At 63.0% G+C, this 14,091-nt stretch carries 13 protein-coding genes; 9 read left to right on the top strand and 4 right to left on the bottom strand.

The features are described from left to right. The 5 genes from KAY22_RS16440 to egtD all read left to right on the top strand — a co-directional run. Window positions 1-379, top strand: a 379-nt coding sequence (locus tag KAY22_RS16440; RefSeq protein WP_296624436.1) for a YdbH domain-containing protein, incomplete at its 5' end; no start/stop codon positions are given. Between the two features lie 76 nt (window positions 380-455). Next, window positions 456-656 carry a YnbE family lipoprotein gene (locus KAY22_RS16435; protein ID WP_366514096.1) on the top strand — a complete coding sequence of 67 codons (201 nt, stop codon included), beginning with the start codon at window positions 456-458 and terminating at the stop codon, window positions 654-656. Beyond that, on the top strand, window positions 653-1,027 hold the full coding sequence (locus KAY22_RS16430; RefSeq protein ID WP_296624435.1) for a YdbL family protein: 375 nt from the start codon (window positions 653-655) through the stop codon (window positions 1,025-1,027). The genes KAY22_RS16435 and KAY22_RS16430 overlap by 4 nt, the downstream gene beginning before the upstream one ends. A gap of 279 nt (window positions 1,028-1,306) precedes the next feature. Continuing rightward, window positions 1,307-2,542, top strand: coding sequence for an ergothioneine biosynthesis protein EgtB (gene egtB / locus KAY22_RS16425; protein WP_296624437.1), 1,236 nt, complete (start codon window positions 1,307-1,309; stop codon window positions 2,540-2,542). A 1-nt stretch (window position 2,543) separates the two neighbouring features. Continuing rightward, entirely contained in the window at window positions 2,544-3,530 is a 987-nt protein-coding gene (gene egtD / locus KAY22_RS16420) for an L-histidine N(alpha)-methyltransferase (protein ID WP_296624434.1), read from the top strand. 46 nt (window positions 3,531-3,576) lie between these two features. Here egtD and KAY22_RS16415 read toward each other — a convergent pair whose 3' ends face one another. After that, a complete protein-coding gene (locus tag KAY22_RS16415) occupies window positions 3,577-5,238 on the bottom strand; it encodes an adenylate/guanylate cyclase domain-containing protein (RefSeq protein ID WP_296624433.1) in 1,662 nt (553 codons plus the stop codon). 794 nt (window positions 5,239-6,032) lie between these two features. Between KAY22_RS16415 and KAY22_RS16410 the strand changes: the two genes are divergently transcribed. From KAY22_RS16410 to KAY22_RS16400, 3 genes are all read left to right on the top strand, one after another. Further along, window positions 6,033-6,491: a hypothetical protein gene (locus KAY22_RS16410; RefSeq protein WP_296624432.1), complete on the top strand. Its 459-nt coding sequence runs from the start codon at window positions 6,033-6,035 to the stop codon at window positions 6,489-6,491. Further along, window positions 6,491-7,957, top strand: coding sequence for a phage terminase large subunit (gene terL, locus KAY22_RS16405; protein ID WP_296624431.1), 1,467 nt, complete (start codon window positions 6,491-6,493; stop codon window positions 7,955-7,957). Before KAY22_RS16410 ends, terL begins: the two co-directional genes overlap by 1 nt. A gap of 104 nt (window positions 7,958-8,061) precedes the next feature. Continuing rightward, window positions 8,062-9,501, top strand: a complete 1,440-nt coding sequence (locus tag KAY22_RS16400) for a DNA modification methylase (RefSeq protein WP_296624430.1) — start codon at window positions 8,062-8,064, stop codon at window positions 9,499-9,501. A 29-nt stretch (window positions 9,502-9,530) separates the two neighbouring features. On the opposite strand, the gene KAY22_RS16395 is transcribed toward KAY22_RS16400, so the two are convergent. Genes KAY22_RS16395 through KAY22_RS16385 form a run of 3 tightly spaced genes read right to left on the bottom strand, consistent with a single transcriptional unit; the run spans window position 9,531 to window position 12,411 of the window. Continuing rightward, on the bottom strand, window positions 9,531-9,929 hold the full coding sequence (locus KAY22_RS16395) for a hypothetical protein (RefSeq protein ID WP_296624429.1): 399 nt from the start codon (window positions 9,927-9,929) through the stop codon (window positions 9,531-9,533). Beyond that, a complete protein-coding gene (locus KAY22_RS16390) occupies window positions 9,926-11,107 on the bottom strand; it encodes a hypothetical protein (protein ID WP_296624428.1) in 1,182 nt (393 codons plus the stop codon). The genes KAY22_RS16395 and KAY22_RS16390 overlap by 4 nt, the downstream gene beginning before the upstream one ends. Further along, window positions 11,104-12,411 carry a glycosyltransferase gene (locus KAY22_RS16385; protein ID WP_296624427.1) on the bottom strand — a complete coding sequence of 436 codons (1,308 nt, stop codon included), beginning with the start codon at window positions 12,409-12,411 and terminating at the stop codon, window positions 11,104-11,106. The genes KAY22_RS16390 and KAY22_RS16385 overlap by 4 nt, the downstream gene beginning before the upstream one ends. A 198-nt stretch (window positions 12,412-12,609) precedes the next feature. Between KAY22_RS16385 and KAY22_RS16380 the strand changes: the two genes are divergently transcribed. Beyond that, the gene (locus KAY22_RS16380; RefSeq protein ID WP_021245899.1) at window positions 12,610-13,773 is read left to right on the top strand and encodes an IS110 family transposase; all 1,164 of its coding nucleotides are present in this window, start codon (window positions 12,610-12,612) and stop codon (window positions 13,771-13,773) included. The last annotated feature ends 318 nt before the right edge of the window (window positions 13,774-14,091 follow it).

Genomic DNA, 14,091 nt, shown 5'->3' with positions numbered 1-14,091 from the left:
TGCCAATCTCGGCCGTTTTGCCCGCCTGGCCTTCGATGCGCTCAAGTCGATGCGCTACGACCGCCTGATCATCGACCTCAATGGACAGCTGGATGGCGAGATCGTCAGTCGCGTCCGCTTCGACGGGACCAATGACAGACCCCAGGAAACCGCCACGCGCAACGGCATCATGGGGCGCTTGCTGGCGCCGCTGACGCGGCTGCCCTTCCGGTTCAACATCACGATTACGGCGCCGTTCCGGGGGCTGGTGAACTCGGCCCAGACGTTCGTCGATCCCTCGCTATTGCTTCGAAACGGAGCGACGGCCGCGCCCGAACCGACCTCTCCGGCATCGAACGCTGCGATCGTTCCGGCGCCGGCCCCCATTCAGCCAAGGTAAAGCGGGAGCATGTCATGACCTCAGCCAGATTGACGAGCGGGACGCGCGGTGCGAGCGTCCCCCAATGAAGAGGATGATGAGGATAGAGAAGGGCCGCGTTGCGGCGATGGCGATATTGCCCTGCGGGTTGATGCTCGCGGGCTGCATCCAGGTCGCTGCACCCGACAAGCCGATCGAGATCAACCTGAACGTGAACGTGAAGCAAGAGGTGGTGGTCCGGCTCCAGAAGGATGCCGAGGATTTCATCGCCAACAATCCGGAGCTGTTTCCGCAATGAGAAAGATATTCGGTACGGCCATCGTCGCAGCTGCCGCCCTTGCGGCAGCGTCGCCGCTCTTGGCGGCAGACCCCGTGGTCGAACAGGCGCTGGCGGCTGGCGCGGTCGGCGAGCAATGGGACGGCTATCTCGGTTTCGTCTCGGCGCCCTCGTCGGACCTGAAGGCTGCTGTCGACGCGATCAACATCAAGCGGCGGGCCGGCTACACCCAGATCGCCGCGTCGCGCAACGTGACGGTCGACCAGTTCGCCCAGACGACTGCCTGCCAGACGCTGCGCGCGGTCAAGCCGGGGCAGGCCTATAAGCTCAAGGACGGCGCCTGGAAGAAGCGCCAGGGCTCGGAGTCGATCACCCCCGACTATTGCGGCTGACGATCGTGACGCGGCGGAGTTGATCCGCCGCGATCCGCCTATTGGCCGGAACATGGTCATCAGGGTCATCAAAATGTCTCTACCTGCACGCTACCCGCGAAGGGCCGTGACGTGCGGCAGCGAGAATGGCTCCGATAGAGTTCGGCAAGATTATCTCAGCGGCCCGGTAACTTAATCTCGCCTCGCTCGTTACAGCTGTCGTGCCGACGAGGTGCGACATCAGGGCGGGGATCATCGACTATCGTGGCAAGCCTTTCCGATCAGGCGTCCTCCGCTGTCCTGTCGTTCGCCGACCGCTATCGTCGAACGAGACAGCTGAGCGTGGATCTCGTCGCGGGTCTGTCCGACGCCGACGCGACGGCCCAGTCCATGCCCGATGCGTCGCCCGCCAAATGGCATCTGGCCCATGTCAGCTGGTTCTTCGAGACCTTCGTGCTACGTGACCATGTCGATGGCTATCAGCTCTTCCACGACCGTTGGCCCTTTCTGTTCAACAGCTATTATGAGGCGGAGGGGCCACGCATCGAACGGCCCAAGCGGGGTCTGCTCACGCGCCCGTCGCTGCGTGAGGTCATTGCCTATCGCAGCTGGGTGGATGAAGCGCTTATGGGCACGCTCGACCGGCTGGCGCCGGAACTGACGGCTCTGGTCGAACTCGGTCTTCATCATGAGCAGCAGCATCAGGAGCTGTTGCTGACCGATATCAAGCATCTGTTTCACTGCAATCCGTTGGGCCCGTCCGCCTGGCAGCGACCGGCCGCCTGCCCCGAGGGCAGCGTGGACGTCGCGCCGATGCGCTGGGTCCGGCATGAAGGCGGATTGGCGAGTATCGGCCATGACGGTCGGGGTTTCGCCTTCGACAATGAGGGCCCGAGCCACCAGGCCTTCATGCGGCCTTTTGCGCTGGCCGATCGGACCGTCACCAACGGCGAATGGCTCTCTTTCATCGAAGATCGCGGCTACGGGACGCCCAATTTGTGGCTGTCCGACGGCTGGGGCTGGGTCAATGCCGAAGCGGTGCAGGCTCCACTTTACTGGCGACGGGTCGAAGGAGGGTGGGAGCAGTTCACTCTGTCGGGCTGGCAGCCGCTCGACCTGTCGGCGCCCGTCACCCATATCAGCTTTTACGAGGCCGATGCCTTTGCCAGCTGGGCGGGCGCGAGACTGCCGACCGAACAGGAGTGGGAACTCGCGTCGGCTGCCCACGATCCTGCCTCGGGCGTGCAACTCGACACCGCCGAAGCGGTCGGCCCATGCGCTGATCGCAGCGGTGCGCCGACGATGTTCGGCAATGTGTGGGAATGGACCGGTTCGGCCTATCGCCCCTATCCCGGCTTTCGCACCGCCCCCGGCGCGGTCGGCGAATATAATGGCAAGTTCATGAGCGGGCAGTTCGTCCTCAAGGGCGGCAGCTGCGCCACGCCGCGCGGCCATATGCGCCATTCCTACCGCAATTTCTTTTACCCGCATCAACGCTGGCAGTTCACCGGCCTGCGTCTCGCAAAGGATATCTGACATGGGCGTCATCGAAGAGATCAAGCTGCGCGAGCGTGAGCCGAACGGGGTCGATCCCGCCTTCCGGAAAGACGTGCTCGAAGGTCTGGCGCAGGCACGCAAGGCTATCCCGGCTCGCTGGTTCTACGATCTCGAAGGATCGGAACTGTTCGAGCAGATCACGACGCTCGACGAATATTATCCTACGCGTACCGAGATCGGTCTGCTGGAGCGGCATGGCGCCGATGTCGGCGCCATAGTGGGTGAAGGACGCGCGGTCGTCGAGTTCGGATCGGGCAACTCGCTCAAGACGCCGCTGCTTCTCGGCGCGACTGCGCCTGCCGCTTACGTCCCGCTCGATATTTCCGGTGAATTCCTGCGCCAGTCGAGTGAAGCCTTGGCCGCAAAATTTCCCCAGCTGCCGGTCCTTCCGGTCGAAGCCGATTTCACCCGGCCCGTCCACCTGCCGGTGGAGGTGCAGGATTTGCCGATGCTGGGTTTCTTCCCCGGCTCGACGATCGGCAACATGGTTCCCCGGGTTGCGATCGATCTTCTGCGATCGATGCGCGCGACGCTGGGGAACGGTGCCTTCCTGCTGATCGGATTCGACCGGGTGAAAGATGTCGACCGCCTGCTCGCCGCCTATGACGATGGGCAGGGGATTACGGCGGCGTTCAACCTCAACCTGCTGCGGCGAATCAACCGCGAACTGGACGGCGACATACCTCTGTCGGCCTTTCGCCATGTCGCCCGCTGGAATCCCGACTGGAGCCGGATCGAGATGCATCTCGAAGCTACACGGGATGTGGCGTTCCAGATCGATGGACAGCGATTCGAGATGGCGGCCGGCGAGACCATTCACACCGAAAACAGCCACAAATATACGCCCAACCAGGCCCGTCTCCTGTTGCAGGCTGCGGGATGGGCTCCGGCCCGGATGTGGACCGACGCCAACGACGATTTCCTTCTGATACTCGCCGAAGCAAGCGAGCAGCGCGCCGCGCCCTGAACCGGGTGGTGGCTCGGACGGACGGCAGACCGACGCTCGGTCAGCTTCACTTCGAGGCGAGCGTCCAGACGCCGGACCAGTCCTCCGGCGGCTGTCCGCTCAGAGCATCGATGCGGGCCAGCAAGGTTCGACTGGGGCCGTCTTCGATTGCGGCTTCGGCGAATAGCGGCCGGGCCTCGGTCCATTTCCCGGCCCGGTAAAGCGCCAATCCTTCAGTATAGCGGACCATGGTCGCAGAAAGCTTCGGGTCGATCGCGCCCGACCGGCCGGTCAGTTCGTGAATGACCACCGGCTCTTCGCGCCCGACGACGCGGACGGTGTCGATCTCGCGCGTTTCTATCGCGTCACCCGCCATGGCGCGGGTCATCGCGTCGATCAGGATGCGCGTTCCATACACCTTGTTGACGCCTTCGAGGCGTGCACCGAAGTTCACCGTGTCGCCCATGGCGGTAAAGCTGCGCGCATGTTCCGATCCGATCGATCCGACCACGACTTCCCCCGTTGCGATGCCGATCCGCATGTCGATCGTCGGCAGATCGCGCCGCATGCCGATCAGGTCCGGGATGTCGCCGCGAAAGCGGTCCAGCGCCTCGCACTGGTCCAGCGCCGCGAGGCAGGCGAGCCGCGCTTGTTCGGACGGTTCGGCGAAGGGCGGCACCCAGAAGGCCATGATCGCATCACCGATATATTTGTCGATGATGCCCTGCCGGTCGCGGATGCACGCCGACATCGCGGCGAAATAGGCGTTGATCAGGCGGACGAGCGTGCTCGGCGCCAGCCGCTCTGCCAGTGGCGTAAAGCCGGCGATGTCGGAAAAGAACAAGGTGGCCGTCTGTTTCTCGCCCACCGTCGACCGGTCGGCGCTGCCGCTCACGAGCCCCGCGACGACGCGTGGATCGACATATTGGCCGAAGGTCGCCTTGATCCTCTCCTTTTCGCGTAGTTCGGCCAGCATCGCATTGAACGTGCGGGTAACGTCGCCGATCTCATCGCTGCTGGTGACAGGCACATCTGCATCCAGCCGCCCTTGCTGGATTGCCCGCGCGCCGGCCTGCAACCGGCTGATAGGCCGGGTCAGCCCGCGCGCCACCAGCCAGGCGAGCAGCAGCCCGACCGCGCCGGCAGCCGCTATCAACAGGAAGTTCGCGGTCATCGCGCGCCGCTGATTGTCGCCCACGATGACTGCGCCGGTCGCCACGAACCGGGCTATCTCATGGTTGATCGCTCCGGCATGGCGCCGAACCTCGGCGACCCGCCGTGCGGCCTCGGCTTTCGCTTCCGCATCGCCGCTGCACAATGCGGGCACAAGGCCGATCAGCTTGCCATGATCATAGGCGAGGTCGTCAAGCATGGGTTCCAGCCGGGCAAGTTCGAGCTTGTTGCGCTCGAGCACCGCCAGCTTCGCCGCGCGCGCGCGATAGTCGATCGTGCGGCGGATCAGCGTTTCGTTGCGGTCGAGCATGCCGTGCAACTGGGCCGGGCAACGGGGGCCTGCGGTCGGCAGGCTGGTCATCTCCGAAGCGACCCCGCTGTGTACCTCGGCGATGGCGAGCGCCATGGGAAAGAGACCGCGATCGAGCGTCTGCAACTGCAGATGAACCTGCTCGGTCAACCGCCCCGACCAGGCCGCCGCCGCCGCCATGATGACGAGCAGCACCACCGCGACCCCGAAAATCTTGATACTGATCGATCGCAGCAGAACGGCCATGGCTCCCCCTCTTGAGGACGGAGGATATGGTATTATTGCCGGTAGCGAAACGGGGTTGGGTTTGGATGGCTAGCCCGTCCCCTCCACCATGCTTCGCATGGTCCCCCTCCCCGTGCCGGGGAGGAACTCAGAGATAAAACGTTCCTCCCCGGAACGGGGAGGGGGACCGTCCGCAGGACGGTGGAGGGGCGGGGCGATGGTCCCGGAAAATATCGAAGATGGTGCGTGACGCAGTCCGCAGCGAACCGGTCTCTGCACCTGCTTCCCAATAGAAGGGGTTTTAATGGGAAGTTTCCCAATAAATATTACTTCCCGCCGTCGGCCATGCGCCAATTAGGCCGACTTTTTAGGGTTGGGTCCGAGCTTTTCCCGAAGCCGGATAATGGGAACCGAATTCAGCCTCGTTGGGTGAGCCTATCGTCTCCGATGGGCAATCTGCGCCGCCTTCAAAATCGATGTTGACATTAACTTTGGGTCTAGATGAACATGGCAATCGCCAACTTCTAAAAGGTGTTTTGAGGCAACAAGTTTTCCGGATTGAGTGATCGTCGTGTCGGATCAATGCGAGGGCAGGTGGGTTAGGTGATCACGCTGCCGTAACGAAGTAAAAAGCGTATCTGTCGATCACTGGCGTACTGATTTTGTTAGCGACAGGACGAGTGCCTTTTGGCCTCCCGATGCCTTTGCCCGGGCGTCGTTTCTTGGTGTCGCACAAATCATCATCCGATTTTCAAACTTGTCCCGTGCGCGGCAGCGGTCGCGCGCGCTCAATCTCCTTTTGAAGGTGACCCATCATGTCTGATGAATTTGATGACAACAAAAACGGCGGTCGCGACGATAGCTTCCACGGCGGACCGGATGACCTCGGGGGATGGAAGCCCGGACCGATCGGTAAAGGCAATCCGCCGCGCAGGACCTCCTATGAGGAAGGTCATCACCGGAGCCGGGGCAAGCGCAACCGGAAAAAGCAAAAGGATATAGCCGCGCTGTATCGGGAGGAGGGCTCGGTCCGGGTCAAGCTGCCCTCCGGCAAATCGATCGTGGCGTTGCAGGGAATCATCCGTAAGCAGCACCACGATGCCCTTAAGGGCAATGCAGCGGCAGCGGCTGCCGTGATCTCGGCCAACATCAAGCTCAATCCACCCGCAGATCCAGAAGGTGAGGCGACCCAGCTTAGCGCTGCGGAGTCGGCGGCGGTCGAGAATCTGCTGGCCTGGAAGCGGTACTGCCTTGGTGACGAGGAGGGTGCATAATGGCTTACTGGACCCGAGAAATGGACACGGTCATTGCCGAGCGTGTCGAAGCGAAAGCCCTCTCCACGGCCGCCGTGGACGAGGTGGGCGGACAGGATTTCACCTTCTTCTGCGAGGTGGGGCTGTCGCACCTCAACCCGGATGCCGAATATCTGCCGAACTGGCATATTCGAATGATCTGCGAACGCTTCGAGCAGATCTATGACGGCAGAATCACGCGCTCGCTCATCTGTCTGCCACCGCGGCATTTGAAGAGCGTGATCGGCAGCGTACTCTTCCCGGCATGGGCCTTAGGTCGCAACCCCGCGCTCAAGATCGTCTGCATCAGCTATGCGGCAGATCTGGCCGAGGAATTTGCGCATGCGACCCGTAAACTCATGCAGACCGATTGGTACAAGCGGGTTTTTCCGAAGACCCGCCTCGATCCGGCCGAGCGGGGCAAGCAGAAGCTGTCGACGACCAAGGGTGGCTTCCGCCGCTGCTCGTCGATCCAGGGCGGCACCACCGGCAAGGGCGGCGACATCCTGATCCTCGATGACCTGATCAAGGCGTCGGATGTGCGCTCTGATGTGATCCGCGAGAAGGTCAACGACTGGTTCAGCGCGACCCTGCGCTCCCGCCTTGATGACCCCAAGAAGGGGCGGATCGTCGTGATCGCCCAGCGCCTACACGTCGATGATCTTCCCGGGCGCCTGCTCCAGGCAGGCGGCTGGGATGAGCTGATCCTGCCACTGGTCAATCATGAAGACCGCATACTCAGGATTTGCGGGCACGACTTCCTCTGGGAGGCAGGCGAGTATCTCCACGAAGCCCGCATCGGCACGAAGGAAGCCGAGGCGCTCAAGCGAGACATGGGCACGGCCCTGTTCGAAGCGCAATATAATCAGCGGCCCGTGCCCGCCGGCGGCCATATCTTCAAACTCGAATGGCTGAACTACACCCAAACGGCGGTCGACCGGCGGGCGTTCGAATATGTGATCCAGAGTTGGGATACGGCCTATATCACCGACGAGAAGAACGACTATTCGGTCTGTGCGACCCTGGGCGTTCGGGGGTCGGAAATCCACATCCTCGATATCTACCGGGCCAAGATCGAGATCCCGCAGCAGATCAAGATGGCGATCGAGTTGCAGGAGCGATGGCAGGCCGACCTCGTCTTGTTCGAAGCGACGGGCAGCGGCCATGGGGTCATTCAGCCTCTTCGGCAGGCTGGCTACCCATGGGTGGCATGGGCCAGTGCGACAAAGCCCAAGGTCGAGCGCGCCGAAGCCCAGACCTGGAAGTTCGAGCGGAGGCGCATATGGCTTCCCCGGGATGCGATCTGGCGATCCGCCTTCGAAACGGAACTGTCGGCCTTTCCACACGCCAAGCATGACGATCAGGTCGACGCGGTGGTCCAGTTTCTGACTGCAGTCGACTCCGGCAGGATTGGGCAGCGGGTCTACGCAGCCAGAAATCGGCGCTGACACTATCGGCGGCGGCGCGCCTCGCCGCGCCGCCGCATCTTTCATGAATATCGATAGGCAGGCCGCTCGCTCGAGCCGTGTGTGCCGCGACAAAGGACATCATCATGACCATCAAAGCCAATCTCCCCGTCGGTTTGAAGGAACAGGTTCAGGAACGCAGCCGTCGGCGCCGCAAGTCGCTGGTCGGCGAGGTGCGGACCGAAGCCCTGACCTCTCAGACCCGGAACGACCCTGCGCCTACGTTGCGCATGGAGGTCTGGCCCTTATCCAAGTTGAAAGGTGCCAGACGCCAGATCCGCACCTCGGCGCCGGCTCAGTTCGAACGGGTCATGCGCTCGGTCAACGCGCATGGTTTCTCAAAGCCGATCATCATCGATCGAGAAGGCCGGATCGTTGATGGCCATATCCTCGTGGAGGTTGCCCGTAAGCTCGGGCTGGACAGCATCCACTGTGTCGTCCTCGATCATCTGAGCGAGGATGAACTGCGGCTCCTGCGCATATCGCTCAACCGGATCGCAGAGACGGGCTCATGGGACTTGTCCGAGCTGTCGCTGGAACTGGAAGAGCTGGGGACGCTCGACTTCGATTTGACGCTCAGCGGATTCGAGGCGCCTGAACTGGACCTCATTCTCCACGGGGCTGCGGAAGCGAAGGGCGAGAAGGGTATACCCTCGCCATCGCCCTTTCCCGTTTCCAGGCTGGGTGATCTCTGGCTCCTGGGCGGCCATCGCCTGCTCTGCGGCGATTGTCTCGACCCCGCCAGCTATGAGCGGCTGCTCGAAGGTCGTCAGCTACAGGGCGTGTTCTCCGACCCGCCCTACAACATCAAGATCGATGGGGTCGTCAGCGGCCTCGGCAAGGTCAAACATGGCGACTTTGCCATGGGCTGCGGTGAGATGTCCGACGATCAGTTCCGCGTTTTCCTCGCCGGTTACCTCAAGCTCTGCAAGGCCTACGCCGCTCCGGGGGCAGTCCTCTATGCCTGCATGGACTGGCGGCAGATCGATCTGCTCCTGCTCGCTGGTCGGGATGCGGGGCTATCGCGCATCAACAAGGCGATCTGGAACAAGGGATCGGGCGGCATGGGCGGGCTGTATCGCTCAGCCTATGAGGAGATCGCGGTTTTCTGCAACGGGACAAGCCCCGCCACCAACAATGTCGAGCTGGGCCGGAATGGGCGGGATCGCAGCAATGTCTGGAATTATCCTGGGGCCAATCGCAAGGGATCATCGGCGGGCGCGTCCTTGAAGGATCATCCGACACCCAAGCCGGTCGAGCTGGTCGCGGATGCTCTGCTCGACGTGACCCAGCGCGGGGACCTCATCCTCGATCCGTTCATGGGATCGGGGACGACGATCGTGGCGGCGCACAGCATCGAACGGTTGGCCGTCGGCATCGAGCTGGACCCCGCCTATGTCGATGTCGCTATCCGGCGGTGGGAGCAGGAAACCGGTCAGCAGGCGCGCCATGCCGAACTGGATCTCAGTTTTGCTGAAGTCGGTACCCAACGGAAAGGTGCGGAGAGTGTGGCTATAGCGAATTAGCTGACGGCGTGTCCGCGTGTGAACTCGGGTTAGCGCGCGGACGCCGCAGTGTGGCCGCATCGGATCAATGCGGCATGCCTTTCGAGGAGCCTGATCCATCCGGCGGCATGGTTCTGGAGGAGCGGTGCGATCGAAGGTCGGTTTCCGTCAGCGTCGATCAGCATGATCTGATGCGGCCCCGCTGTTGTTGCGCCCAGGAGCTCAGCGAGATCACGCGCGTAGCGCTGCGCGATCCCGATCGGCACATTCGCCGCAATCGCATCGATTGACAGCCTGCCTTCGTCATCGATCCAGCCCATCGGAATGGGCGGGCCACCGGCGGGGTTGAGTAGTTCGAGAGCCACACCCATCCGCACCACGCCATAGGCGCGCAGGCGCTCGATTTGGTCGAGGACGTCCTGCAGCGCCGCTCGCTCTGCCGCCTTCATGCCGCGTCCTTTGCCCGCTCGCGGATTTCAGTCAGCAGGGCCTGGATGGCATCGGCCCATGCGTCGGCATGGGCGGGGAGCAGGGCCGACACCGGCGGTGCGGAAACGCCGTTGGTCGTGACGCTCTTGCCATTGCTGGCCGAGAGTTGCCCGCCGATGAGGTCGGCAAGCCGCTCGGTGTAGCGCAGTACGATATCATCGGGCAGGTTGAGACCTACGGCGTCGGTCCAGAGCTTCCCCGTCTTGTCGACATAGCCGAGGTTGATCGGCTTCTGGTCGAGCGGATGGTTGGCCTTGAAGCCGAGGGTCGCCCGCTGGTCGGGATAGACGCCGACCGGCCCGACCTCCTTGAGGAAGGCCTGAAGTGCGGCAGGCAGTGCCGGGTCCCGCTTGGTCAGCTCCTCCCAGAACATTTCAGCGCTCAGGCTGTGCGGTTTGCTCGATGCCTTTTGGGGAGCCGAGGGCAGTAGGCGCGGGACGCCCTCCTGGATCACGACGATACCCCGTTCGATGAGGACGGTCTGGGCGAGCGTGTCGGGGATGACGATGATGTCGCCGGTATCGGCGTTGCGCCAGCAGCCAAGCTCAACCAGCGCGAAGGTGAAGTGGGCCCCGGCATGGCTTTGCAGCAGGCCGGCCAGCGTCTCGGTTTCCTCGCGCATGCCTTCGGCGACCGCCAGCACCAGCATGCGGCCGCGCTTCAGGTTGCGGCTGACCGCGTCAATGAACTCAGGCTCGGCATAGGCGTCGGGGTGGTGGGCGATCATCGCGTGGAGCGAGGGGGCTGCCAGCTTGCAACCCTTCAGGATCATCGCCTCGAAGCTCGTAAAGTCCATTGCGGTGATCGCAGCGACATAGTCGAGCGCCTGGGCGACGACCTTTCGCCTGAGCTCGGCATTCTGCCAGAGCTTGGCCTCGACGATGACGATCTCGCCCGAGGGCGTCAGGAAGAGATTGTCGATATAGCCGGCCGAGCACGGCACTTCCTGAGCGATGGGAAGAAGCGGACCGAAGCCGGGCTCGATCATATCGACCGGCAGCAGCGAAGGATGGTCGTGGATGAGGTTCTGGAGCCAGGCCTCGCTGTGGATGCCGCCCAGCGTGATGCGTGCGAGGCGGCTCTCGCCATCGGCGGTGACGACCACTGGCGTGCCGCGGCATCTGCGCTTGCCCGTCATCGCGCGGCCTCCATCGCCGTTGCGGAGGCGATAGAGGCACCATCTCCCGCTATCGCGTAATCGCCTGTGCCTCCGATCGGTGGCATCGGCGCCATTCCGAGCGCCTGCAATATGATCCTGCAATGCTGGTCGGCGGTAACGGCCCAGTCGAAGCGCAGCGCATGGCGCCGGAGGGAGGCGCGGTCCCATGTCCGGGACATGGCGGACCGGATGCCGGTGACGATGGCCGGGACCGTCCGTCCTTCGAACAGGAGGCCGATCTCGGGATCGGTGATGATCTCGGGCGATCCCCAGACCGGGGTGGCTGCGACCGGGGTCCCGCAGGCGAGGGACTCCAGCAGCACATTGGAGATACCCTCATATTGGGAGCAGCTCACCACCAGATCCGCAGCGCCCATCAGGGTTGCGAGATGGGACTGGTCGACCGCACCGATGAACCTCACCCGCTCAGCCAGGCCGAGGTCATGAACCAATGTCCTCAACCGGCCGCCCTCGGAGCCTTCGCCGACGACGAGGAGGTCGGTATCGGGGATTTCGGCTACCGCCTGTATCGCCAGATGCTGACCCTTGTTCTCGGACAAATGGCCGACCGAGAGGATGGTGAAGCGCTTCATGCCGTAGGACTGGCGCAGAGCTTTCCTGTCCTCGCGAGGGCTGAACAACTCGGCGTCGACGCCGTGCTGGACGACGGTGAGCTTCTCCGCTGCGACGCCGCAGCTGAGAAGTTGGTCAACGAGCGCGTGGCAGACGGTCGTGACGGCGATAGCGCGGCGGGAGGCCCAGCGGATGAGAGCGCCTGGGACGGCTTGTCGCGCAATCTGGGTGGCGTCGGTGCCGAGCGCTGTCAGGATGACCGGCTTTCGCAGCCACCATCCGATCAGGCAGGCCGCCACCCCATCGGGATAGAGATAATAGGCGTCGATAACATCGGGTTCGAAACCACTCCGCTTCGTCTCCTTAACAGCCTTCAGGGCGGAGAGCGCGATGCTGAGCGGCGTCAGCCACATGCTGATCTTAGGCAGCATGGGATAGCGGATGAACCGGACCGGGATGTCGCCCGTGTCGTCATCGCGCGGCGTCTGAGCCAGCTTGGCGTAATCGCCGAAGATCGGCGTCTTGAAGGGAAACCACGGGACGGGTGCGACCAATCGCATCTCAACGCCTGGCAAGCGGGCTAGATGCTGGAGGCGGTGTTTCAGGAAGATGCCGTGGCGCGGGCGGGACGCGCTTGGGAAGAGATTGGTCAGCGCTAGGATCTTCAGCGCCCCATGTCGGGCTTGCCCAGACGCTATCTGTTCAGTCATGGACGCCCCCCTTGCTCAGGGCGACGCCGGCAGCCTCGGCCTATTTCGTCGCGCCTATGTCCTCTCGGGGCGACGGCCAAAGCCGGATGTTCGAAACCTGCTGATCACAGGCGCGCGCACTTGTGGCTTAGCTGCTGCCCGGCCTTCGACGCGAGGGTATCCTTTGTTGACCAGATGTTGGCAAGAAAGGAGTCGGTCATGTCGAAGAAGATCGTGGTGCCGTCCTATTTGGCGGCGATGGATCGAGCGGAGGCCGATCCTTCGGCGGCGCGCTTTTGGGTTGGCCTGGATGTCGGCTACAAGAATACGGCGGTCTGCGTTCTCGATTGTGACGGCGCGATTGTTCACCAGGTCTCGATGAAGAGCAGCGCCACCGAGATCGGACGTTATCTGCGCAAGAACTTCAAATCGCATGTGACGCTGATCGGCATTGAGAGCGGCGGGCTGACGCCGCATCTGACGACCAAGCTGCGTGCGCAGGGCTTCCAGGTTGTAGTGCTCGATGCGCGCCAGGTGCATCGCGTGTTGTCGGTCAAGCGGAACAAGACCGACACGAACGACGCACGCGGCATCGCCGAGATCACGCGGACGGGCCGGGAATATCTGACCGAGGTCTATGTCAAATCGAACCTGTGCTTCGAGATCAGGGCCTATCTCACCATGCGCGACCGCCTCGTAAAACAGCGACGCGAGACCGAGGCGATGATCCGCGGCCTGGTGCGGGTCTACGGCGGACGGATCGAGGGTGGGACCGAAACCGCGGCGAGCTATCGCAGCCGCGCCATCGACCAGATGTGCCTCATCGCCGACACTGAAGGCGTCGATCTGCGACCACGGGTCCTGCCGCTGCTCGATCTGTGCGAAGGCTTCTACGTCGAGGCCAACCGCATCGAGCGCGAGCTGGAACTGCTGGCCGCGTCGAACCCGGTCTGCAGGCGGTTCATGGAGATCCCCGGCGTCGGCACGATCACCGCCGTATCGTTCTACAGCGCGATCGAGGACCCGACGCGCTTCCGGCATGTCGACGATGTGGCCGCCTATCTGGGCCTGACCCCGCGCGTCTACCAGTCGGGCGAGAGCCTGACGCATGGCGGCATCAGCAAGATGGGCAACCAGCTCACCCGCACGCATCTGGTCGGCGCCGCGACCGTCATGCTGTCGAACACCCGGTCGTTCAGCACGCTCAAGGACTGGGGCCTCAAGCTCAGCAAGCGGATCGGCTTCAACAAGGCGAAGGTCGCGCTGGCACGGAAGCTGGCGATCATCATGTTCAGTCTGTGGCGTGACGGCACCCACTTCATGGCCAAGGCGGCCGACGTGCCGGCGCACCGGGCGCTGATGCAGAGCCGGCTGCCGGCCTGAGCGCGCAGGTTCACACCAGGTTCGCTCGCACAATGGCGGCGAAACAGTCCTCCCGGGAGGCGGAGGGATCGGAGACTTCGGGTCTAAAGGTGAGGTGGTGACAACCTCGTGACGCTTGTTGAAGCTCCACCCTTTGCTAGTGAATGCCCATACTGCGGCAGGCGATCGGCCCAACGGCCACGACAAACGCCCGACCGCGAAGAGACTGTTGCACTCCGGGATGGATGATGTGGACTTGCAATGATCGACGGAGAAGAAGATCATGACGTAGCAATATAAAGTCTGGATACCCTCTACCGTGGGGGCAGCAGCTAGAGA

Origin of the sequence: Rhizorhabdus sp. (assembly GCF_018006725.1) — a bacterium.
In the GTDB taxonomy this organism is placed as follows: domain Bacteria; phylum Pseudomonadota; class Alphaproteobacteria; order Sphingomonadales; family Sphingomonadaceae; genus Rhizorhabdus.
The sequence above is the reverse complement of the archived record's forward strand: the minus strand, read 5'-3'. Positions and strand labels throughout refer to the sequence as shown.

Excerpts from the sequence above, each read along its gene's own strand:
- KAY22_RS16415 (WP_296624433.1), bottom strand. The coding sequence starts at position 5,238 with ATGGCCGTTCTGCTGCGATCGATCAGTATCAAGATTTTCGGGGTCGCG.
- terL (WP_296624431.1), top strand. The coding sequence starts at position 6,491 with ATGGCTTACTGGACCCGAGAAATGGACACGGTCATTGCCGAGCGTGTC.
- egtD (WP_296624434.1), top strand. The coding sequence starts at position 2,544 with ATGGGCGTCATCGAAGAGATCAAGCTGCGCGAGCGTGAGCCGAACGGG.
- KAY22_RS16400 (WP_296624430.1), top strand. The coding sequence starts at position 8,062 with ATGACCATCAAAGCCAATCTCCCCGTCGGTTTGAAGGAACAGGTTCAG.
- KAY22_RS16435 (WP_366514096.1), top strand. The coding sequence starts at position 456 with ATGAGGATAGAGAAGGGCCGCGTTGCGGCGATGGCGATATTGCCCTGC.
- KAY22_RS16430 (WP_296624435.1), top strand. The coding sequence starts at position 653 with ATGAGAAAGATATTCGGTACGGCCATCGTCGCAGCTGCCGCCCTTGCG.
- KAY22_RS16390 (WP_296624428.1), bottom strand. The coding sequence starts at position 11,107 with ATGACGGGCAAGCGCAGATGCCGCGGCACGCCAGTGGTCGTCACCGCC.
- KAY22_RS16410 (WP_296624432.1), top strand. The coding sequence starts at position 6,033 with ATGTCTGATGAATTTGATGACAACAAAAACGGCGGTCGCGACGATAGC.
- KAY22_RS16395 (WP_296624429.1), bottom strand. The coding sequence starts at position 9,929 with ATGAAGGCGGCAGAGCGAGCGGCGCTGCAGGACGTCCTCGACCAAATC.
- KAY22_RS16380 (WP_021245899.1), top strand. The coding sequence starts at position 12,610 with ATGTCGAAGAAGATCGTGGTGCCGTCCTATTTGGCGGCGATGGATCGA.
- KAY22_RS16385 (WP_296624427.1), bottom strand. The coding sequence starts at position 12,411 with ATGACTGAACAGATAGCGTCTGGGCAAGCCCGACATGGGGCGCTGAAG.